The sequence below is a fragment of the Pseudomonas sp. S3_A03 genome (assembly GCF_054668275.1).
On sequence record NZ_CP162753.1, the window covers coordinates 4,843,547 to 4,865,179 of the forward strand.

Consider the following 21,633-nt stretch of genomic DNA (forward strand, 5'->3'; position numbering starts at 1 on the left):
CATGCCCGTGCTGCTTTATCTCGAACTTTTGCCCAGCCTGCTGATCGCCATGGCGCGTATCTATCCGTGTGCCATTCTGGTGCCGGCGTTCTGTTTTCAGCATGTTCGCGGTTTGTCTCGGCACGCCATCGTGATGGTCCTGGCGTTCATTCCGGCGCCAGGTATTCACGCGGTATTGGCGGGCCAGGACTACTCTGCGCTGATGATCCTCGGGCTGATACTCAAGGAGGCGGCCCTGGGTATTTTGCTGGGGGTGCTGTTGGCGATGCCCTTCTGGATGTTCGAGTCAGTCGGCGCACTGTTGGACAACCAGCGTGGCGCCTTGGCGGGTGGCCAACTCAACCCTTCACTGGGGCCGGACGCGACGCCCGTGGGGCATCTGTTCAAGCAGTTGGTGATTTACCTGCTGATCGCCGTGCTGGGGCTGAGCGTCCTCACACAAGTGATCTGGGACAGTTACCAACTGTGGCCGGCCACGGCCTGGGTGCCGCTGCCGGCCGTCAATGGGTTCGGCATTTTCCTGGGTCTGCTCAGCGATACCTTTAACCACATGATGCTCTACGTGGCGCCCTTTGTTGCGGTGCTGCTGCTCCTGGAGTTCGGCATCGCACTGTTGGGGGTTTACAGTCAGCAATTGCAGGTGAGCACCCTGGCGCCGCCGGTCAAGAGCCTCGCGGGCATCGCCGTTCTGTTGCTGTACTTTGCGTTGCTGCAGGACTTGATCGTCGGGCGCCTGAACCTGCTGGGCGACCTCAAGCACTCACTCGGGCTGATGTTTCAGGCCTCGACGCCATGAGTGATTCGGGGAAAAAAAGCACCCGGCGTCCGCCAAAAAGCTGCGCGATCAACGCAAGAAAGGTCAGGTTTCCCAAAGCAAGGACGTCGGCAAGTTGCTGGTGCTCACGGCCATCAGCGAGCTTGCGTTGTTCACCGCCCAAACCAGCATGCAACGCTTTCAGCAACTGATGGCACTGCCCATGTCGAGCATGGCCCAGCCCTTTGCACGGGCATTGGAAGAAGTGCTGTTTGAAGGGCTGAAGGTGTTTTTCTCGTTCGCGCTGTTAATGGCCGGCACGGCGATACTCATGAAGCTGATCAGCGGCTGGATGCAGTTCGGATTTCTGTTTGCTCCAGAGACGTTGAAGCTCGATTTCAACCGGATCAACCCGCTCAAGCAACTCAAGCAGATGTTCTCGGCCAAAGCGGTTATGGACCTGCTGATGAGCCTTGCCAAGGCAGTGCTCCTGGGGGTGGTGTTGTATGGGGTGATCTGGCCGTCATTGGGCACGCTGATCAACCTGGCCAACAGTGACCTGCACACTTATATCGTGGCGCTGATCACGCTGTTCCGCCATTTGCTGCATGTCTGCCTGGGGTTGCTGCTGGTGCTGGCGCTGATTGACCTGGCGATGCAAAAACATTTTTTCGCCAAGAGCATGCGCATGACCCAGGTCGAGGTCGTCAAAGAGTACAAGGACATGGAAGGCGACCCGCATGTGAAGGGCCAGCGCCGCTCGTTGGCCTATCAATTGGCTCAGGAAGAACCCAAGGTCAAGCTGCCCAAATTGGAGGAGGCCGACATGTTGGTCGTCAACCCGACGCACTTTGCCGTGGCCCTGTACTACCGGCCCGGCAACACGCCTTGCCCGTGCTGGTGAACAAAGGCACGGACGACGAGGCCCGCGAATTGATCCGGCAGGCCAAGGCGGCCGAGGTGCCGGTGATTCAGTGTGTGTGGTTGGCCCGCACCCTCTACACGCACAAGCTGGGTGCGAGCATCCCCCGCGAAACCTTGCAGGCTGTAGCGTTGATCTATCGTACGTTGCGCGAGCTCGATGATGAGGCCAAGCGCGAAACCCTGGAGTTGCCGGAGCTGGAGTTGCGCTGATCAGCGCCGCATCCGCGTTGTGCCAGGCCGGATGCCCCAGGCCGAGGGCAGGTGAGCGGCAGCGCCGCTCACCCGATAACCTCGGGCGTTAACGGTTGCAGCGCGACTGAAAACTCATCGTTCCAGCGAGATCGTCTGGTAGTCCGCGCGCTCGCCGGACGGGCCGGGCTCGCTGCGCATCTGCGGTGGCCACCAGATCACGATGGTGTCTTTGGTCGCTTGTGGGCGGGAGCAGGAGTCGCCTCTGCAAGTGGGGCTGCAGCCGCTGATAAGCAGCACTGTGCTGATCAAGATGAGGCACAACGAGCGGTGTTTCATGGGGTGGCCTTCTGAACGGGAGTGATCAAGGAGGGGCGGGGCACGCTGAGGTACTCATCTTTGACTACCGGGCGCATGGCGATGAATACCTCGGCTTCTTCACCGGGTTTGAGCCAGGCGCGCGGCCATACGGTGACCGCCAGGGTCTGCGAATTGCTGCATTCTTTTTCGTCGATGCGCACATTGCGTTTGAACTGATTGCGCAGCACGACCACGGCTACGTTGAACTGCGGGCCGGCGTACCACTGACTGCGTTCGGTATTCATGGCCAGCAGCTCGCGAGTGCTGCACAAGGTGTCCAGCCCCAGTGGCATGGGGGCCGCCTTGAATGCCTGGGGCACTTCCCCCGCAACCAGATGGGCCAGGGTGCTGGTGATGTCACTGCGTTTGATGACCGGCTCGTGTTCGGCATAACGCCTGGCTAATGGCTTGAGCGCGGCCTGAAGCTCGACCTGATCGTCCTGCGGCAAGTAACGTGAAGGGTCGGCTTGATCACCGACCACGCGTGGAGTCAGGATAAACAGGCGTTCGCGACGATTGTTCTGGCGCTCGCTGGAAGAGAACAACGCCTTGCCCAGCAAGGGTATATCCCCCAGAAGGGGAACCTTGTTGCGCTTGTCGACGCTTTCGGTGACATGAAACCCACCCACTACCAGTGAGCGCTTTTCCGCCATGACCGCCTGGGTGCTGACATTGCCCCGGCGTACATCGGGGCCCAGGCGGTTGGGGTTGGATTCGTCGAAGTTGCCGTCTTCGATATCCACCAGCAGGTGAACCTGATGAGTGCCGCGTGTGGTAATCACCCTGGGCACGACTTGCAGGCTGGTACCCACTGTAATCGGCAGCACGGTGGCGACTTCTGTACCCGCCGTGAGGTATTGGGTGCGGTTGAAGTCAATCACCGACGGCTGGTTTTCCAGGGTGAGCACGGAGGGGTTGGAGACCATGGTCGCCAGTCCGCGTTGCTCCAGTGCACGTATTTTGGCAAAGAAACGGTCACGGTTTTCGATCGACAGCTGCGATGAGCTACCCGGTGCCAGCCTCATGTCGCTGCTGAAATGACGGTTGCCCCAATTGATCCCGAATTCGCGCAATTGTTCGCGTTCTATGTCGAGGATGATCGCGTCGATTTCCACCATTTTGCGCGCCACGTCGAGCTGGGCAATCAGCTCGCGGTACATCGCCTGTCGCTCCGGGAGGTCATAGATCAGCACGGCGTTGTTGCGTATATCGGCCTCGACGCGGATTTTGCTTGTGGGAACCGGGGCCCTGGGGGTGAGCGTCGCTCCCGTGCCCAACTCCCCAGCGTTCGTCGTCTGGCCGAGCATTTGCCCCAGCATCGGGTTGCTCAGCCGGGGGAAGTTCGGCGTGATGGGCGAGGGCTGTGACGCGGAGGGGCGGGGGTTAAGGCTGGAGAGCGAGGACGTTGCCCGAGGCTCCAATAACCCACGCAACATGCTGGCGACGCCAGGGAGGGTTAGTTTTTCGCCGCGATAATCTATCTGTCGGTCTCCCGCGTTGGCGAATTTCAGCGGGTAGCTGAGTACGCTCTGTTTTTCGTCGGGAGATTTACGCTGGCTGCTGAATTGCTTGATCTGCTCGATGTAACGCTTGGGGCCAGAGACCAGCACGACCCCTTCATCCGGCAATTCACCCCAGCCGAAACGGCTATCGAGCAGACCGATGTCGGTCAGCGCCCTCTTGAGGTCGGCAACGGTCTCGGCAGACACCTCCAGACGCGCGGACTCCTGCAGGTCCAGGGTGCTGATATAGAGCGTTTTGTTGTACAGGAACCACTGGAAACGGTGCTCTACCGCCAGCCCGTCGAGCATCGACTGCGGGGTATTGGCGCGTATCTTGCCATTCACGCTCCCCTCCAGCAGGCCGTCTATTTGCACCTGTATACCAAAGGTCTGAGCGAAGTCCTCCAGCACTTCTTGTAGGGGCTTATGCTCGGCTTCATACGCATAGGCGGTGTTTTTCCATTCGGTGGGAATAGCGGCAAGCGCGCTGTGCAGCGGCGCCAGCAAAAAGGGCAGGGCGAGCAGGCAGCGCCAGTGAGGGCTTTTTATTGGCGCAGGGCGCGGGTTTAAACGCAGGCCGGTGGGCTTGTTGAGTTTGCTATACATGACAGGTTCTCTGTTTCAGTGCCGTAGCTTACGAAATGAGGTGGGCGTAGATTCCCGCCCGGCCTTGTTCCGGCGCGCAGTGACGCTGCGCCAGGTATCACGGTGGTTGGAAAGTGCTTTGGCGGGGAACTCGTCAGGCTGGGCTGATCGAGGTGAGACCAGGGCCGCGGCGGAGTGTGTACTCGTGGGCCACTCCCAACGTCAGCCGGGATTGGCTGCCAGTCACTAGACGACATTGATGGCGGATTTAAGCGTTTCGTGCTTGTAGCTGAGATAGGTCGAGTTCACCGCCAGGTTGTTCACAAGGGCGGACTTTTGCTCATTGAGCTGTTCGAAGAGCCGTGCGAATTCTTCAGTGTCTTCGCTGGTAATAACCTCGCTACCGATCTGGTCGAGGCGCTTTTCGGAACGGACTTGCTCTCTGTAGAGACTGTTGGATACGCGTGAGTCGGTATTCATCGCTTGAGCTCCGGTGGGGGTCTGCTCCTGTGTGGTGCCTGAGTGATGGCCAGTTCCATTGACCGACATACTTCATAAAAGAAGAAAGGCTCCAGCGATAAAAGTTGTTACTTGGTCTGGGCCTTGGGGGGATTACCACCAGGTTATCGAGGGCATGGGCCCAGTTGATGTGAAACCCACCCTCTTGTGTCTCAAGCAGCAGCGACTGGGCGGCGAGTCCATCTTCCACTTGAAGTGTCCAGGGCACGTTGCAGTGCAGGTTGAGCCATAGCTCGACGTGCTCGCGGTCCAGTGGGTTGCACATCAGGTTTGCCTCGACCGCAGGCAGTTGCGCCGCCAGCAGCTTATTGAGCAATGCGCTGAGGCGTTGAGCGGGTACGGCCTCCTCCAGGAGGCTTCGAATGGCGGTATTAATGACCGAGGTCGCGGCGTGTTCCAGATGGTCGACCATCATCTGGCGCTCAGACTCCCAACGATGCAGTTGGGCATTGGCACGCTGCCAGAACTCATCGCTGGCGCGTTCGAGCATCTGCTCGCATTGGTCCTCGGCTTGGCGTATGAGCGCCTGCGCTTGGGTTTGGGCGTGATCAAGCAATTGCTGCGCCTGGGAGTGTTCGGCAAGCATTTGCCTGGGGATCAGCGCCGTTGGCAGATCGTGAGGCTGGGTCTTCAGCTCAATCTTGTGGGCGCAAAACATGCTGGGAATTCTCTTGGGAGGCACGCAGGGTGTTATCGACGGTGGGAGAGGTTGCGCGCCAGACAGTGGCTTGCCACAGGGTATCCAACCGGCCATGGGTGTCCGCCGGTTTGGGATGTCGTTCCAGCTCGAGCACCCTTGGGCGCGCAAAGCACAAGCGCAGCCGCTGCCAGATAGCAGGGGCGACCCACGCGCGCAGATATTGCAAGGGATCATCGATGCTCGACGAGGCCGGGCCAGGCGGCAGTGCCTTGGCCAAGCGCTGGCACCAAAGCAGTTGTTCCTGATTCAAGCGCTTGTCATGGGGCGCGTTGTACACCTCATTGACGAGGATGAGCACGAGGTCCCGTTGCTGCGCGCTGCTCAGCACTAGGTGTAACAATGCCGAAGACGCGGCCGGGGGCAGCTCGGGCTCGATGCCGAACAGGCTGCTCACACGGCGGTGATGGCTGCGTGAAAGCGCTGCGGCGTCGACAAAGCCCGTTTGGGTGAGCCAATCGATGTGGGCATGTTTCCACGGCAAGGCCCACCATGTTGCCCAACTCAGGTCTTCACTCATGAGCCTGTGCCAATGCAGGCTCTACAGGGTTGGGCTGTTTGCCGCGGCGCCATAACCGCCAGCCAACGCCAGCCAGGATGAGGGCGACCAGAGGTAATAAAACGCTGGCGCGCCAAAACCCCAGGTCATGCTCCGGCACCAGGAACGGGCCGAAATACACCAGCTGTTGCTCTTCCTTGTAGGCGATGGCCGGTACGAAAATCACGGTCAGTTTTACGGTGTTGTCTAGGGCCGAGGCCATCCCGGGGATGCTGCTGGCCACCATCCTGCGCACACGCGGGTTTATTTTGTCCGGGTCCAATCGCGGGTCATGCTTGATGAATACCGAGGCGGAGGCCGGCTGTACCGGCTCGCCTGGCGCGACTCGTTCAGGGAGCACCACGTGAACCCGGGCGACGATCACACCGTCTATGTTCGATAGGGTCGACTCCAGTTCCTGGGACAGCGCGTAGATGTAGCGTGCACGCTCTTCCAGAGGCGTGGAGATGACGCCTTCCTTGCGAAATACGTCCCCCAGTGTCGAACGGGCCAGCCTGGGCAGCCCCGCAGCGTCCAGGGTACGCACCGCTCGACTTATGTCACTGGCATTGACGCGAACGGCGACGCCGTCTTTGCCTGGGATTTTCTGGGCGCGGATCTGTTTATCGGCCAGTTCTGCGATGACTTCGTTAGCTTCCTGCTCAGAGATGTTGCGATGAAGCTCTACGCTTTCACCACAGCCAGTCAGCATCAGCGCCGATGACAGAAACACGAGGGCGATCAGGCGGCGATACATGCATCTACCCCAGGTTTGAAATTTTATCGACGCCTTTTGCGATTGCGCCAATGACCTTGACGCGTGACATCACGTCTATATGCGCCTCGGCGAGCGATTGGGGAAACTCGTTCGCATCCTTGGTCTTCTTGTTCTGGCTTGCATCCCGAAACCCTTTGGATACGCGTCTGGACAGTGTTTGCGACTCAGTGGAGTCCCAGGGCGATGCGGCAGAGGCCAGGGCGGGCGCAATGCCGTTACCGGACTGTTCGGTGGTGTTGAGTTGGGCGTTGAAAAAATTAATGTCAGAAACCGCGCTGTTCGCGTCTGGCGTGTCGACCTGGGCAGCGATGGTCGCGTTTTTTCGAAACCCGGCATGGGTGATATCCATGTGAACCTCTATCGAACGAATCAGGTGCTGTGCCTGCAGTGAGCGTAAAAACCTCCTCAACCTGCGGGTTGAGGAGGCTCGTCTTACTTAGGCGAATCGCAGGGATTTAATGCGGCCCGCTTTAGCTGTGGTCAGTTCTTGCTCAGCGGTTTTTTTTGCTTCTTCAACCACTTTTCGTTCTTTGTCTGCGTTGATTGCGTCCAATTGTGCTTGGTTGCCAGCGCTACCACCAATGCCAGAGATCATAGATCACCTTTCAAGTTTTAAATAAAAGAGTGATAGCAAGTAACCTGCTATCTGTGCATGTTGAGCGACGTTGAAGTTGCTCAGGCTTTGGGTGGTTGGTTACAAATGAAACGTTCCATTTTATTGCGCGTGAAATATTTAAATTCATTTCGGTTGGTGCGGTAGTGTTTATATTTCGAGTTGTTTCATCCGGTAATAGAGTGTGCGCTTTACCACCCCCAACTCAGTCGCCACGCTATCGACACAGTGGTCGTTGCGCTGCAGTGACTCTTCAATCAGCGCTTTTTCGATTTGTTGCAGGCGGGTCTTGAGGCCTATTTCGTTACCTTGTGGGTTGCTCATCGGGGTTGCGAGCGGTGCCAGGCCCAATACGAAGCGTTTGGCGGCCGAGCGTAGCTCACGAATGTTTCCCAGCCAGGAATGGCAGAGTATTTGTTGTAACAACTGGGCGGGCGGGGTTGGCGCAGGACATTGGAACTGTTCGGCCTCCTGCCGGACCATGTTGAGAAACAACGGGATGATCCGTTCTCGTTGCTCGCGCAGGGCGGGAAGCTGGAGGCTGACAATGTTCAATCGAAAGTACAGGTCACGTCTGAAAGTGCCTGATTCGACCATCTGGTGCAGCGACTGCTGGGCTGAGGCAATGACGCGCATATCCATCGGGATGAAACGGGTTGAGCCTAGGCGCTCCACGCCGCGAGACTCCAGTACCCGCAGCAGTTTGGCTTGCAGGTTCAACGGCATGCTGTCGATCTCGTCGAGGTAAAGCGTGCCCAGATGAGCGGCTTCCACAACGCCTGCCCGCGACTGCACCGCCCCCGTAAAGGCGCCGCTGTTGACCCCAAACAACTGGCTTTCCGCAAGGCTTTCGGGGATGGCCGCACAGTTCACGGCAACGAAGTTACCGCGCCGTCCCGATAAACGATGAACCCGTTGGGCCAGCGTGTCCTTGCCGGTGCCGGTTTCTCCCAGCAATAAAATATCGATGTTGAGTTTCGCGGTGCTGTGAAGCGTACTTTCAATGTCTGGGTCTTCCAGGAACGACATGTCCGTTTCAACTTCCCCATGACAGGAATTCAACATCGAAGGGGTGCTCCATTATGTTTCGCGATTGAGAAGGCCGTGATCAGCCACGCCTTCACTGGCGCGAAAAATTATAGGTTTCTCACACGGAGCTTGAAGTAGGAAGTTACGTGAATGCTGTAGGAAAAGTTAGATAGGTTTATGTTTTGTTGTGGCTAATTACGAACGCGTCAAAGTTCGGGTGTTAAATAATGGCCCACAAAAAAGCCGATGCAATGCATCGGCTTTTTAAGTGCGGGGTAAGCCGCGAATACTACTTACACGTTGAAACGGAAATGCATCACGTCGCCATCCTTGACGATGTATTCCTTGCCTTCCAGGCGCCATTTACCGGCTTCCTTGGCACCGGCTTCACCCTTGAACTGAATAAAGTCGTTGTAGGCGATCACTTCGGCGCGGATAAAGCCTTTTTCGAAGTCGGTGTGGATCACGCCGGCAGCCTGTGGCGCGGTGGCGCCGACTTTGACGGTCCAGGCGCGGACTTCTTCGACGCCGGCGGTGAAGTAGGTCTGCAAGTTGAGCATTTCGTAGCCGGCACGGATCACGCGATTCAGACCAGGCTCTTCCAGGCCCAGGGCCTCAAGGAACATATCTTTTTCTTCGCCGTCGTCGAGTTCGGCGATTTCCGCTTCGATCTTGTTGCACACCGGAACAACTATGGTGCCTTCTTCGTCGGCAATGGCCTTGACCACATCCAGCAGCGGGTTGTTCTCAAAACCGTCTTCAGCCACGTTGGCGATGTACATTACCGGTTTGGTGGTCAGCAGGTGGAAGCCCTTGATCACGGCCTTCTCATCAACGCCCATGTTCTTCATCAGGCTGCGCGCAGGCTTGCCTTCGGTGAAGTGAGCGATCAACTGCTCCAGCAGGCCTTTCTGGACCACTGCGTCCTTGTCACCGCCCTTGGCGTTACGCGCAACTTTCTGCAATTGCTTTTCGCAGCTGTCGAGGTCGGCGAAGATCAGTTCCAGGTCAATGATCTCGATGTCGCGTTTCGGGTCGACACTGTTGGAGACGTGAATCACGTTCTCGTCTTCGAAGCAGCGGACCACGTGGGCGATGGCATCGGTTTCGCGGATGTTGGCCAGGAACTTGTTGCCCAGGCCTTCACCTTTCGATGCGCCAGCCACCAGGCCGGCGATGTCGACGAATTCCATGGTGGTCGGCAGGATGCGCTTGGGGTTGACGATGGCTGCCAGCGCGTCAAGACGCGGGTCCGGCATCGGCACGATACCGCTGTTGGGTTCGATGGTGCAGAAGGGGAAGTTCTCCGCCGCAATACCGGACTTGGTCAAAGCGTTGAACAAGGTGGATTTGCCGACGTTGGGCAGGCCGACGATGCCGCAATTGAATCCCATGGTGTTTCCCCTCGGTAAGAGTCAGGCCTTCTGGCTGTGCAGGTTTTTCATCGCACGGTTCCATTCCCCGGCGAAGATATCCGGCAGCACGCCGAGGGCAAAGTCGATGCTGGCATCGAGTTTTTCCTGTTCGGCGCGTGGCGCACGACCCAGGACGAAATTTGAAACCATACTGGCGACGCCTGGGTGGCCAATGCCGAGCCGCAGGCGGTAAAAATTATTCTGATTACCCAACTGCGCGATGATGTCGCGCAGGCCGTTGTGCCCACCGTGCCCGCCGCCCAGCTTGAGCTTGGCAACGCCGGGTGGCAGGTCCAGTTCGTCATGGGCCACCAGGATTTCTTCGGGTTTGATCCGGAAGAAGCCCGCAAGCGCCGCGACAGACTGGCCGCTGCGGTTCATGTAGGTGGTGGGAATCAGCAGACGAACATCCTGACCCTGGTGCGAGAAGCGCCCGGTCAGGCCAAAATACTTGCGATCGGCCGCCAGGTTTACACCCTGGGCATGGGCGATACGCTCAACAAAAAGGGCCCCCGCGTTATGCCGGGTCTGTTCGTATTCGGCGCCTGGATTTCCCAGGCCAACGATCAGTTTAATGGCAGTCACGACAGGGGCCCTTCCTTTGGAGTTGTGGATAACATCGCCGACCTGAGTGCGGCGAAAGTGGATGACAGGAGCTCACTTATCCAGAGATAAACTTCGCGTTGTCGCCCGCTTTCTCGCTACGTTCCGGTCCGCGATGTTGCCTCAAGCTCCGGCAAGACAGAGTGAATTACTCTGCAGCGCCTTCTTCAGCTTCTGGTGCAACGCGTGGAGCGTGTACGTTTGCAACAGCTTTGTCGTCACCGTGAGCCAGTGCAACGAACTCAACGCCTTTAGGGGCTTTGAGGTCGGACAGGTGAACGATTGCGCCGATTTCCAGAGCCGACAGGTCGACTTCGATGAACTCAGGCAGATCTTTCGGCAGGCAGGTCACTTCGATTTCGTTCAGGACGTGAGAGATCTCGCCGCCTTTCTTGACCGGAGCTTCTTCACCAACAAAGTGTACTGGAACGATAGCGGTCAGTTTCTGACCGGCTACGACGCGTACGAAGTCAGCGTGCAGTACGTGACCCTTGGACGGGTGACGTTGCAGGGCCTTGATGATGACGTTCTGCTTTTTGCCGCCAACGTTCAGTTCGATAACGTGGCTGTAGGCAGCATCGTTTTCGAGCAGTTTGGCAACTTCTTTAGCCAGCATGCTGATGGATTCAGGGGCTTTGTCGCCACCGTAAACTACAGCTGGAACCAGGCTTGCGAGACGACGCAGGCGGCGGCTCGCACCTTTCCCCAGGTCGGAACGCAGTTCAGCATTCAAAGTAAAGTTGTTCATGTTGTATCTCCAAATTAACCACATTCGCCCCAGCGTTTGCGACCAGCGCTAAAGGCGATATGGGCAAAAAAGCCCCGCCCCAACAGAATGCTGGGGCGGGGCGCTTTTCGTCAGCTTGATGTCGCTAAGGTTTGACCCTTAACGGAACATCGCGCTGATCGATTCTTCATTGCTGATACGGCGAACCGCTTCGGCAACGACCGGTGCGATATCCAGTTGACGGATACGCGCACAGGCTTGAGCAGCGGCGGACAACGGGATGGTGTTGGTCACCACCAGTTCGTCCAGCACGGAATTCTCGATGTTCTCGATCGCTCGGCCCGACAGCACAGGGTGTGTGCAGTAGGCGAAGACTTTAGCCGCACCGTGCTCTTTCAAGGCTTTAGCCGCGTGGCACAGGGTGCCGGCGGTGTCGACCATGTCATCAACCAGAATACAGGTACGCCCTTCGACATCACCGATGATATGCATCACTTCAGAGTGATTGGCTTTCTCGCGGCGTTTGTCGATGATCCCGAGATCCACACCCAGGGATTTGGCAACGGCCCGTGCACGCACGACGCCACCAATGTCCGGGGACACGATCATCAGGTTTTCAAAGCGCTGATCTTCGATGTCATCCACCAATACGGGGGAGCCGTAGATGTTATCTACCGGAATATCGAAGAACCCCTGGATTTGGTCAGCGTGCAGGTCAACCGTGAGAACACGGTCGATGCCTACCACGGTGAGCATGTCAGCAACGACTTTCGCGCTGATAGCCACACGTGCGGAACGCGGACGGCGATCCTGACGGGCATAACCAAAGTAAGGGATTACAGCTGTGATTCGAGTCGCTGAGGAGCGGCGGAAGGCATCAGCCATCACGACGAGTTCCATCAGGTTATCGTTGGTCGGAGCGCAGGTCGGCTGAATAATGAAGACGTCTTTACCGCGAACGTTTTCATTGATCTCGGCTGTAATTTCGCCGTCGGAGAACTTACCGACAGAGATGTCACCGAGAGGGATATGCAGCTGACGTACGACACGTCGAGCCAGATCGGGGTTGGCGTTCCCCGTAAAGACCATCATCTTGGACACGCGCAGTACCTAGAGGCTGAGGGTAACCTGGATGAGTATTAGAAAATGGCAGGGGCGGCTGGATTCGAACCAACGCATGGCAGGATCAAAACCTGCTGCCTTACCGCTTGGCGACGCCCCTGTATCTGTTGCAACGAGTACCCAGTACTCGATTCCTTTTAGAGCAGACTTTGCAGCTTGCGATGCAACATCGAAACGTTGCTTCCCTTTGCTACAAACCCTGTAAGGGTCTCTGTAAGAAGGGCCGAGACTTTATCAGCTTCAGCTTTGCTTGGGAAGCCCCCAAACACACAACTTCCAGTTCCGGTTAATTTTGCTTCGGTAAAATTACCTAACAAATTCAAAGCGTTACGTACCTCTGGATAACGCCTTGCTACAACCGGTAAGCAGTCATTTCGACTGTTTCCCTTGGGAACGGGGCGCACTTTAATGGGAGAAGAGTTACGTGTCAACAACGGATCTGAAAAAATTTCTGCTGTACTTACAGATACTTGCGGGACAAGCACGACATACCACGGCTCTTCGGGGAATTGCGGGGTAAGTTTCTCCCCTACGCCCTCGGCAAAAGCCGCATGCCCATGCACGAAAACCGGGACATCGGCGCCCAGCGTGAGGCCCAGCGCGGCCAGGCGATCTTGGCCCCAGCCCAGTTGCCACAAGTGGTTGAGACCCAGCAGGGTGGTCGCGGCATTTGAGCTGCCCCCGCCGATCCCGCCACCCATCGGCAGGATTTTATCGATCCAGATGTCGATGCCCTGCGAACAGCCGGATTGTTCCTGAAGTTTTTTTGCCGCCCGCACAATCAGATTGCTGTCGTGGGGCACGCCGTCGAATTCGGTGTGCAGTTGGATCACGCCATCGTCGCGTACGGCGAAGGTCAGCTCATCGCCATAGTCGAGAAATTGAAACAGCGTCTGCAACTCGTGGTAGCCGTCTTCGCGGCGCCCCAGAATGTGCAGCATCAGGTTCAGTTTGGCCGGGGAGGGCAGAGTCAGTTTGTCTACGCTCACGTCACTGCCCCAATTTGCGCGGTTGCCAGTCCTTGATCACCAGCGTCACGTCCAGGTCGGTACCGTGCAGCTTGATGCGCTCGGGCAGCCAATAACCGCTTTGTTGCACATAACTGAGGTACTCGACCTGCCAGCCATCCTGTTCCAGGGTGGCCAGGCGGCTGTCACCGTTGAGGCTCAGGCGACTCTTGCTGTCCGGCGCGGGCAGGCCGCGAACCCACCACACCAAGTGCGAGACAGGCAGCTTCCAGCCGATCTGCTCTTGCAGCAAAGCTTCCGGTGACGTCGCTTCATAGCGGCCCTGGTTGGCCACTTCAAGGCTCACCTGCCCCGGACGCCCGGTCAGGCGAGCCGCGCCACGGCCCAGTGGGCCCGATAAACGAATGTCGTAATAATCCTGGCGTTGCAGCCAGAACAACGTGCCGCTGCCGGAGTCTTTCGGTGCGCGCACCCCGACTTTGCCTTCGATCTGCCAGCCATCGATGCTGGCTAGCTGATCCTTATGCTGCTTCCATTGCGCCGGGTTGCCCTGGCCTTCAACGGATTCACGGTTGCCCAGGCCTGCGCAACCGGCGAGCAGGGCGATAAGACTGAACATTACAACGTGGCGCAAGAACATAAGCTTAAAGGGTCTCGGATCCGGTCAGGCGCTTGATGGTGCCGCGCAGGATGGGGCTTTCGGGTTGTTCGTTGAGGAATTTTTCCCAGATTTGGCGTGCTTCGCGCTGTTTGCCATTGGCCCACAACACTTCGCCCAGGTGGGCGGCGACTTCCTGATCGGGGAAGCGCTCCAGCGCCTGGCGCAGCAAACGTTCGGCTTCGTCCAGGTTACCCAGGCGGTAGTTCACCCAGCCCAGGCTGTCGAGCACGGCCGGGTCTTCGGGGTTGAGCTTGTGCGCTTGTTCGATCAGTACCTTGGCTTCGTCGTAGCGCGTGGTGCGGTCGGACAAGGTGTAGCCCAAGGCATTCAGCGCCATGGCGTTGTCGGGGTCGCGCTTGATGATCAGCCGCAGGTCTTTTTCCATCTGCGCCAAATCGTTGCGTTTTTCCGCCTGCATGGCGCGGGTGTACAGCAGATTCAAGTCGTCGGGGAATTGCAGCAAGGCTTGTTGCAGCAGTTTCCAGGCGCGCTCGCCCTGATTGTTGGCTGACAAGGTTTCGGCCTGGATCAAGTACAGTTGGATTGCGTAATCCGGCTCGGCATCGCGGGCGGCGGCCAGGCGTTTTTCGGCCTCATCGGTGCGGCCGTTGCTTATCAGGATATCGGCTTGGCGCAACTGAGCCGGCAGGTAGTCATTACCGGGGCCGACCTGGGCGTATTCGAGCAGGGCGGCCTGTGGGTCGTTGCGCTCTTCAGCGATACGGCCCAGGTTCAGGTGCGCGGAGTCCACGTGGCTTTCCCGGGCAATCAGCTCTTCCAGATACCCCTTGGCCTCGTCCCAGGCCTTGGCTTCCAGGCACACCAGCGCCAGGGAGTAACGCAGTTCGTCATCGTCCGGGTATTGCTGGACCAGGCTGGCGAACTGCACTTTGGCGTCCTCCATGCGGTCCTGCTCGACCAGCATGCGCGCATAAGTCAGGCGCAGGCGTTTGTCTTCCGGGTACTTCTTGATGCTTTTTTCCAGCAGTACAATCGCTTCCTTGCCACGATTGAGGTTCTGCAGCAGGCGCGCGCGCAGCAGGATCGGCGCGACCTCGCCCTCTTCCGGCGGGTTCTGCTCCAGCAGCTTAAGGGCCGCTTCGGCTTCGTCATCCTGTTGCAGCAACAACGCCTTGCCGAAAATCAGCTGGCTGTTCTTTGGATGCTTTTGCAGCAGGCGGTCGAAACCTTTCATCAACCCATTGCGCGTGTCCTGGTCGGTGTCGGCGGCCGATAGCGCGAGAAAGTCGAAATGCGTGTCACCCTTGCCCTGCAGGACTTTCTCCATATACACCATGGAGTCGTCATAACGCCCTGCTCGTGCCAACTGAATGGCGGCTGCGCGCTGCGCTTCCAGATCATCGGGCGCGTTTTTCGCCCAGATCAACGAGGTATCCAGCGCAGCCTGATCGGCACCCAGGTACTCGGCGATGCGAAACGCTCGCTCGGAGATTCCCGGGTCCTGGGTGTTGATGGCCTGGGTCACGTAATTATCCAGCGCAATGTCGAAGCGATTGCGTTGGCCGGCCAGTTCCGCACTCAGCAGGCTGAACACCGTTTCTTCACTGAACGAGGAGTAAACCTTGGGCTTTTCAGGGGCGGGAGTGCTGTCTTCCACCGGCGGGGTACCGTCCGGCGACACGGGGGCCAAGGCCTGGCAGCCGCTGAGGAAGACAAAAGCAAGGAGCAACGCGGAAGATCTATTCATATAGGAAGAGGACGACTAACCTGCGGTCGGATCATCATGACACAAGCCTTCGGCCAAACATAACCGAGTCTCAGTGGATACCTTTATAGGCACAAGGTATAGGGACAATAGACGACGGTGGTTGTTCTGAATCTTTCGAAGTAGGACAATTGTCGGCTTCCCGACATCATCAGCGATATTGAATGGCCTTCCTCGCACTCGGTATTAACCACAAGACTGCCTCCGTAGACGTGCGCGAGCGCGTGGCGTTTACCCCAGAGCAGTTGGTTGAGGCCTTGCAGCAGCTCTGCCGGCTCACCGACAGCCGCGAAGCTGCGATCCTTTCAACCTGCAATCGCAGCGAACTTTATATAGAGCAGGAACATCTCAGCGCGGATGTCGTCTTGCGCTGGCTGGCGGATTATCACCATTTAAGCCTCGATGACCTGCGCGCCAGTGCCTATGTGCACGAAGACGACGCGGCAGTTCGTCACATGATGCGTGTGGCTGCCGGTCTCGATTCGCTGGTACTCGGCGAGCCGCAGATCCTCGGCCAGATGAAGTCCGCCTACGCGGTAGCGCGCGAGGCCGGTACCGTCGGCCCGCTGCTGGGTCGCCTGTTCCAGGCCACGTTCAATTCGGCCAAGCAGGTGCGCACCGACACCGCCATCGGCGAAAACCCAGTGTCCGTGGCGTTTGCCGCCGTCAGCCTGGCCAAGCAGATTTTCAGCGACTTGCAGCGCAGCCAGGCCTTGCTGATCGGCGCCGGTGAAACCATCACTCTGGTGGCCCGCCACCTGCATGATCTGGGTGTGAAGCGCATCGTGGTCGCCAACCGCACCCTGGAGCGCGCAAGCATCCTGGCCGAACAGTTTGGCGCCCACGCCGTGCTGCTGGCGGATATTCCGGCCGAGCTGGTGCGAAGCGATATCGTGATCAGCTCCACCGCCAGCCAATTGCCTATTCTTGGCAAGGGCGCGGTGGAAAGCGCGCTGAAGCTGCGCAAGCACAAGCCGATCTTTATGGTGGATATCGCCGTTCCCAGGGATATCGAGCCCGAAGTCGGCGAGTTGGACGACGTTTACCTCTACAGCGTCGATGATCTGCATGAAGTGGTCGCCGAAAACCTCAAGAGCCGCCAGGGCGCTGCCCAGGCCGCCGAGGAAATGGTCAGCACCGGCGCCGAAGACTTCATGGTGCGCTTACGTGAACTGGCGGCGGTGGACGTGCTCAAGGCGTATCGTCAGCAGGGTGAACGCCTGCGCGACGAGGAGTTGCTCAAGGCTCAGCGCTTGCTGGCCAACGGCAGCAGCGCCGAAGAGGTGCTGATGCAACTGGCTCGCGGCCTTACCAACAAGCTGCTCCACGCGCCCAGCGTGCAATTGAAAAAGCTTACCGCCGAAGGCCGCCTCGATGCGTTGGCCATGGCCCAGGAACTCTTTGCCCTCGGTGAGGGCGCGTCAGAAAGCTCTTCGGATAAAAAACCGCAATGAAAGCGTCACTGCTCAATAAACTGGACGTGCTCCAGGACCGTTTCGAAGAACTGACCGCCTTGCTCGGCGATGGCGAGGTCATCTCCGATCAGGCCAGGTTCCGCGCTTATTCCAAGGAATACGCCGAAGTCGAGCCTGTCGTGGCGACCTACAAAAACTTGCTGAAAGTGCAGGCCGACCTTGAAGGTGCCCAGGCGCTGCTCAAGGACAGCGACCCGGACATGCGCGAAATGGCCGTGGAAGAAGTCCGCGAAGCCAAGGACAAACTGGCCGAGCTGGAAGGCGACCTGCAACGCATGTTGCTGCCCAAGGACCCCAACGACGGGCGCAACGTGTTCCTCGAAATACGCGCCGGCACCGGTGGCGACGAGGCGGCGATTTTTTCCGGCGACCTGTTCCGCATGTATTCGCGCTATGCCGAGCGGCGTGGCTGGCGGGTGGAGATCCTGTCCGAGAACGAAGGCGAGCACGGGGGCTATAAAGAAGTCATCGCGCGGGTCGAAGGCGAGAATGTCTACGGCAAGCTGAAGTTCGAATCCGGCGCGCACCGTGTACAGCGGGTGCCGGCGACCGAATCCCAGGGCCGCATCCATACCTCGGCGTGCACGGTGGCCGTATTGCCCGAGCCGGATGAGCAGGAAGCGATCGAGATCAACCCGGCGGACCTGCGCGTCGACACCTACCGCTCGTCGGGCGCCGGTGGCCAGCACGTCAACAAAACCGATTCGGCGATCCGCATCACCCACTTGCCGTCGGGCATCGTGGTGGAGTGCCAGGAAGAACGTTCCCAGCACAAGAACCGTGCCCGCGCCATGTCCTGGCTGTCGGCCAAGCTCAACGACCAGCAGACCAGCGCCGCCGCCAATGCGATTGCCAGCGAGCGTAAATTGCTGGTGGGCTCGGGCGACCGTTCCGAGCGCATCCGTACCTACAACTTCGCCCAGGGCCGGGTCACCGACCACCGGGTCAACCTCACCCTTTACTCCCTTGACGAGATCCTCGCCGGTGGCGTCGATGCGGTGATCGAGCCGCTGCTCGCCGAATACCAGGCCGATCAATTGGCGGCGATAGGTGAATAAATGACCATCATCGCCAGCCTATTGCGCGCCGCCGACCTGCCGGACTCGCCCACCGCGCGCCTGGACGCCGAATTGCTGCTGGCCGCTGCCCTGGGAAAATCGCGCAGCTACCTGCACACCTGGCCGGAGAAAATCGTCAGCAGCGAAGATGCGCTGACCTTCGCCGGCTACCTGCAACGCCGCCGCGCCGGCGAGCCGGTGGCTTACATTCTTGGCCAGCAAGGTTTCTGGAAACTCGACCTGGAGGTCGCGCCGCACACGCTGATCCCGCGTCCGGACACCGAATTGCTGGTGGAAGCGGCGCTGGAATTATTGCCGGCCACGCCCACCCAGGTCCTCGACCTGGGCACCGGCAGCGGCGCCATTGCATTGGCCCTGGCCAGCGAGCGTCCCGCCTGGCGGGTCACGGCCGTTGATCGCGTGCTGGAGGCAGTGGCCTTGGCCGAACGCAACCGCCAGCGCCTACACCTGAACAACGCCACGGTGCTCAACAGCCATTGGTTCAGTGCCCTGCAAGGTCATACCTACGACCTGATCATCAGTAACCCGCCCTACATCGCCGATAACGACCCGCACCTGGCGGCGGGCGATGTGCGTTTCGAACCGGCCAGCGCGCTGGTAGCGGGCCATGATGGCCTGGACGACCTGCGCTTGATCATCAAAGAGGCTCCGGCCCACTTGAATGCCGGTGGCTGGCTACTGCTCGAACACGGTTACGACCAGGCTCTGGCCGTGCGCGATCTGTTACTGAGCCAGGGCTTTGACGACGTGCATAGCCGCATCGATCTGGGCGGCCACGAACGCATCACGTTGGGGCGCCGGCCGTGCTGACCGACCAAGAGCTGTTGCGCTATAGCCGACAGATTCTGTTGCAGCATGTCGACATCGACGGCCAACTGCGTCTGAAAAACGCCCGCGCGTTGATTGTCGGCCTGGGTGGCCTGGGCGCGCCCGTGGCGCTGTATCTGGCGGCCGCCGGCGTGGGCGAGTTGCATCTGGCCGACTTCGATACGGTTGACCTGACCAACCTGCAACGCCAGATCATCCATGACACCGACAGTGTCGGGCAGGCCAAGGTCGATTCGGCCATGCGCCGCCTGACGGCGATCAACCCGGACATCGCCTTGGTTCCTCATCGCCGCGCACTCGATGCGGACTCCCTGGCGGCGGCCGTGGCAGCGGTGGATGTGGTGCTCGATTGCAGCGACAACTTCTCCACCCGCGAAGCCGTCAATGCGGCCTGTGTCGCTGGCGCCACGCCCTTGATCAGCGGCGCGGCGATTCGCCTGGAGGGGCAATTGTCGGTGTTCGACCCGCGCCGCGCCGACAGCCCGTGTTACCACTGTTTATATGGGCACGGCAGCGACACCGAGCTCACCTGCAGCGAAGCCGGCGTGGTAGGGCCGCTGGTCGGTTTGGTGGGCAGCCTGCAAGCGCTGGAAGCCTTGAAGCTGCTGGCCGGCTTCGGCGAGCCGCTGGTGGGCCGCTTGTTGCTGATTGATGCCTTGACCACGCGCTTTCGCGAGTTGCGCGTCAAGCGTGACCCAGGTTGCAGCGTCTGCGGGACGCAGCATGGTTAAGGGCGCGCCGGTCGGTGTGTTCGATTCCGGTGTCGGCGGCTTGTCGGTGCTGGATGAAATCCAGCAACTATTGCCCCACGAATCACTGCTGTATGTCGCCGATGGCGGGCATATCCCCTACGGCGAGAAAACCCCCGCATTCATTCTTGAACGCTCGCGGCGGGTGGCCGAGTTTTTCCGCGCGAAAGGCGCCAAGGCATTCGTGATCGCGTGCAACACGGCCACCGTCGCGGCAGTGGCCGATTTACGCCAGGACTACCCCGACTGGTCACTGGTGGGCATGGAGCCCGCCGTCAAACCCGCCGCTGCCGCTACCCGCAGTGGTGTGGTCGGCGTGCTGGCCACCACCGGCACCCTGCAAAGCGCCAAGTTCGCAGCCTTGCTCGACCGTTTCGCCACCGATGTGCGGGTGATCACCCAGCCATGTCCGGGCCTGGTGGAATTGATTGAAACCGGCGACCTGAACAGCCCGGCCCTGCGCCAGTTGTTGCTGGGCTATATACGCCCGCTGCTCAGTGCCGGTTGCGACACCATTATCCTCGGTTGCACCCACTATCCCTTCCTCAAGCCCCTGCTGGCACAGATGCTGCCCCCCAGCATCATCCTCATCGACACCGGCGCCGCCGTGGCCCGCCAGCTCAAGCGCTTGCTGGGCGAGCGCGACCTGCTGGCGGTCGGCCCGCCCGAGCCCGCACAGTTCTGGACCAGCGGCGATGTGCGTCATCTCAGAAATATCCTACCGACACTATGGAAACATTCCGGAGTTGTGCGAAGCTTCGATTCGTGAAAATTTCGTGAAACGTCGCTGAACTTCTGGCTGTGGGTCAGCTTCTATAGCGAGATGGCCTGTACAAAACCATACAACTTCGTTTTCAAAGGATTGTTTCTTATGAAGCGCTTGTTCTGTTTGGCTGCAATCGCAGCCGTAGTGGTGGGACACTCGGTTTCAGCCCAGGCTGCCGGCCTGGAATTGGGGGTGGGAAGCACCAGCGACTCCACCATGACCTATCGGTTGGGGCTGACTTCGGAGTGGGATAAAAGCTGGTGGCAAAGCGACGTGGGCCGGTTGACCGGCTACTGGAGCGGCGCCTACACCTACTGGGATGGCGACGAGCGTGCCGGTGCCAGCAGCCTGTCGTTTTCGCCGGTGTTTGTGTACGAGTTTGCCGGGCAATCGGTCAAACCCTACATCGAAGCCGGGATCGGCGTGGCGGTGTTCTCCCGTACCCAACTGGAAGACAACAACATCGGGCAGGCCTTCCAGTTCGAAGACCGCCTGGGGTTCGGCCTGCGGTTTACCGGTGGACATGAAGTGGGCATTCGCGCCACGCACTACTCCAACGCCGGCATCAGCAGTCATAACGATGGGGTCGAGAGCTACTCGCTGCACTACACCCTGCCGTTGTAATTCCTCAGAACACTGCAGGTCTCCTGTGGGAGGGAGCAAGCCCCCTCCCACATTTGATCTCCATAAGTTTTAGATCAGCGGTAGGCCGTGGCGATTCCTTCGCGCTCTTCCAGGCATTCCGGCGCGCCCATCTCGAACTCCCGGCAAATCAGCGGCCGCCGTTCATAAATCGTACACATCATCGTGTCCCGATCCAGCGCCGCGCACCAGCCGTCGTCCAGGCGCAGCATCACTTCGCCGCCCCAATCGTCCGTGTCGATATAGCGCTCCGGCACGCCGGTGTCGGTGATCAACATGACTTCCAGCTGGCAGCAGCAGGCGGCGCACGTTGAGCAGGTGACGGCGGGTTCGGTGATTTGGGTGTGGGGGATGTTGGTCATAGGCGCGCAGTGTAAGGCAAGC

The 21,633-nt window shown here is 59.2% G+C and carries 23 protein-coding genes, 1 tRNA gene and 1 pseudogene; 8 read left to right on the forward strand and 17 right to left on the reverse strand.

All coding sequences use genetic code 11. The features are described 5' to 3' along the window. Positions 1–7: 7 nt before the first annotated feature. Positions 8–796, forward strand: a complete 789-nt coding sequence (sctT, locus tag AB4O25_RS22100) for a type III secretion system export apparatus subunit SctT (protein WP_026067422.1) — start codon at positions 8–10, stop codon at positions 794–796. 40 nt (positions 797–836) lie between these two features. Next, a pseudogene (sctU, locus tag AB4O25_RS22105) lies at positions 837–1,888 on the forward strand (type III secretion system export apparatus subunit SctU). 114 nt (positions 1,889–2,002) lie between these two features. Here sctU and hrpT read toward each other — a convergent pair. From hrpT to AB4O25_RS22185, 16 genes are all read right to left on the reverse strand, one after another. Further along, entirely contained in the window at positions 2,003–2,206 is a 204-nt protein-coding gene (hrpT, locus tag AB4O25_RS22110) for an HrpT family type III secretion system protein (RefSeq protein WP_017529925.1), read from the reverse strand. Further along, the gene (sctC, locus tag AB4O25_RS22115; RefSeq protein WP_460149978.1) at positions 2,203–4,335 is read right to left on the reverse strand and encodes a type III secretion system outer membrane ring subunit SctC; all 2,133 of its coding nucleotides are present in this window, start codon (positions 4,333–4,335) and stop codon (positions 2,203–2,205) included. Before sctC ends, hrpT begins: the two co-directional genes overlap by 4 nt. Before the next feature lie 379 nt (positions 4,336–4,714). Beyond that, positions 4,715–5,491, reverse strand: coding sequence for a type III secretion system stator protein SctL (sctL, locus tag AB4O25_RS22120; RefSeq protein WP_460149979.1), 777 nt, complete (start codon positions 5,489–5,491; stop codon positions 4,715–4,717). Beyond that, entirely contained in the window at positions 5,469–6,050 is a 582-nt protein-coding gene (locus tag AB4O25_RS22125) for a hypothetical protein (protein WP_017529921.1), read from the reverse strand. Before AB4O25_RS22125 ends, sctL begins: the two co-directional genes overlap by 23 nt. Next, positions 6,043–6,825 (reverse strand): type III secretion system inner membrane ring lipoprotein SctJ, encoded by a 783-nt coding sequence (gene sctJ, locus AB4O25_RS22130; protein WP_017529920.1) that lies wholly within the window; start codon positions 6,823–6,825, stop codon positions 6,043–6,045. The genes AB4O25_RS22125 and sctJ overlap by 8 nt, the downstream gene beginning before the upstream one ends. A gap of 4 nt (positions 6,826–6,829) precedes the next feature. Beyond that, positions 6,830–7,195 carry a hypothetical protein gene (locus tag AB4O25_RS22135; RefSeq protein ID WP_017529919.1) on the reverse strand — a complete coding sequence of 122 codons (366 nt, stop codon included), beginning with the start codon at positions 7,193–7,195 and terminating at the stop codon, positions 6,830–6,832. Positions 7,196–7,282: 87 nt separating this feature from the next. Continuing rightward, positions 7,283–7,441: a hypothetical protein gene (locus AB4O25_RS22140; RefSeq protein WP_017529918.1), complete on the reverse strand. Its 159-nt coding sequence runs from the start codon at positions 7,439–7,441 to the stop codon at positions 7,283–7,285. Between the two features lie 168 nt (positions 7,442–7,609). Then, positions 7,610–8,524 (reverse strand): sigma 54-interacting transcriptional regulator, encoded by a 915-nt coding sequence (locus tag AB4O25_RS22145; RefSeq protein WP_460149980.1) that lies wholly within the window; start codon positions 8,522–8,524, stop codon positions 7,610–7,612. 257 nt (positions 8,525–8,781) lie between these two features. Further along, complete coding sequence (gene ychF, locus AB4O25_RS22150) at positions 8,782–9,882, reverse strand: redox-regulated ATPase YchF (protein WP_460149981.1); 1,101 nt, start codon at positions 9,880–9,882, stop codon at positions 8,782–8,784. Positions 9,883–9,903: 21 nt separating this feature from the next. Continuing rightward, positions 9,904–10,488: an aminoacyl-tRNA hydrolase gene (gene pth / locus AB4O25_RS22155; protein ID WP_017529915.1), complete on the reverse strand. Its 585-nt coding sequence runs from the start codon at positions 10,486–10,488 to the stop codon at positions 9,904–9,906. A 166-nt stretch (positions 10,489–10,654) separates the two neighbouring features. Continuing rightward, a complete protein-coding gene (locus AB4O25_RS22160; RefSeq protein WP_003171597.1) occupies positions 10,655–11,254 on the reverse strand; it encodes a 50S ribosomal protein L25/general stress protein Ctc in 600 nt (199 codons plus the stop codon). 138 nt (positions 11,255–11,392) lie between these two features. Next, positions 11,393–12,334: a ribose-phosphate pyrophosphokinase gene (locus tag AB4O25_RS22165; RefSeq protein ID WP_003171603.1), complete on the reverse strand. Its 942-nt coding sequence runs from the start codon at positions 12,332–12,334 to the stop codon at positions 11,393–11,395. 46 nt (positions 12,335–12,380) lie between these two features. Further along, positions 12,381–12,455, reverse strand: a tRNA-Gln gene (locus AB4O25_RS22170). Between the two features lie 37 nt (positions 12,456–12,492). Next, a complete protein-coding gene (gene ispE / locus AB4O25_RS22175) occupies positions 12,493–13,344 on the reverse strand; it encodes a 4-(cytidine 5'-diphospho)-2-C-methyl-D-erythritol kinase (RefSeq protein WP_460149982.1) in 852 nt (283 codons plus the stop codon). Position 13,345: 1 nt separating this feature from the next. Continuing rightward, positions 13,346–13,963: a lipoprotein insertase outer membrane protein LolB gene (lolB, locus tag AB4O25_RS22180; RefSeq protein ID WP_017529913.1), complete on the reverse strand. Its 618-nt coding sequence runs from the start codon at positions 13,961–13,963 to the stop codon at positions 13,346–13,348. Between the two features lie 4 nt (positions 13,964–13,967). Further along, complete coding sequence (locus AB4O25_RS22185) at positions 13,968–15,692, reverse strand: tetratricopeptide repeat protein (protein ID WP_065877337.1); 1,725 nt, start codon at positions 15,690–15,692, stop codon at positions 13,968–13,970. A gap of 182 nt (positions 15,693–15,874) precedes the next feature. Here AB4O25_RS22185 and hemA point away from each other — a divergent pair, with 182 nt between their 5' ends. The 6 genes from hemA (at position 15,875) to AB4O25_RS22215 (ending at position 21,231) form a co-directional block, all read left to right on the forward strand. After that, positions 15,875–17,164: a glutamyl-tRNA reductase gene (hemA, locus tag AB4O25_RS22190; RefSeq protein WP_065877336.1), complete on the forward strand. Its 1,290-nt coding sequence runs from the start codon at positions 15,875–15,877 to the stop codon at positions 17,162–17,164. After that, a complete protein-coding gene (gene prfA / locus AB4O25_RS22195) occupies positions 17,161–18,243 on the forward strand; it encodes a peptide chain release factor 1 (protein WP_017529910.1) in 1,083 nt (360 codons plus the stop codon). Before hemA ends, prfA begins: the two co-directional genes overlap by 4 nt. Continuing rightward, positions 18,244–19,074: a peptide chain release factor N(5)-glutamine methyltransferase gene (gene prmC, locus AB4O25_RS22200; RefSeq protein WP_017529909.1), complete on the forward strand. Its 831-nt coding sequence runs from the start codon at positions 18,244–18,246 to the stop codon at positions 19,072–19,074. Then, positions 19,068–19,823 carry a molybdopterin-synthase adenylyltransferase MoeB gene (locus tag AB4O25_RS22205; protein ID WP_017529908.1) on the forward strand — a complete coding sequence of 252 codons (756 nt, stop codon included), beginning with the start codon at positions 19,068–19,070 and terminating at the stop codon, positions 19,821–19,823. The genes prmC and AB4O25_RS22205 overlap by 7 nt, the downstream gene beginning before the upstream one ends. Beyond that, positions 19,816–20,610 carry a glutamate racemase gene (gene murI, locus AB4O25_RS22210; protein ID WP_017529907.1) on the forward strand — a complete coding sequence of 265 codons (795 nt, stop codon included), beginning with the start codon at positions 19,816–19,818 and terminating at the stop codon, positions 20,608–20,610. Before AB4O25_RS22205 ends, murI begins: the two co-directional genes overlap by 8 nt. A 102-nt stretch (positions 20,611–20,712) precedes the next feature. Beyond that, the gene (locus AB4O25_RS22215; RefSeq protein WP_065877333.1) at positions 20,713–21,231 is read left to right on the forward strand and encodes an acyloxyacyl hydrolase; all 519 of its coding nucleotides are present in this window, start codon (positions 20,713–20,715) and stop codon (positions 21,229–21,231) included. 74 nt (positions 21,232–21,305) lie between these two features. Here AB4O25_RS22215 and AB4O25_RS22220 read toward each other — a convergent pair whose 3' ends face one another. Then, complete coding sequence (locus tag AB4O25_RS22220; RefSeq protein WP_017529905.1) at positions 21,306–21,611, reverse strand: YkgJ family cysteine cluster protein; 306 nt, start codon at positions 21,609–21,611, stop codon at positions 21,306–21,308. Between the last annotated feature and the right edge of the window lie 22 nt (positions 21,612–21,633).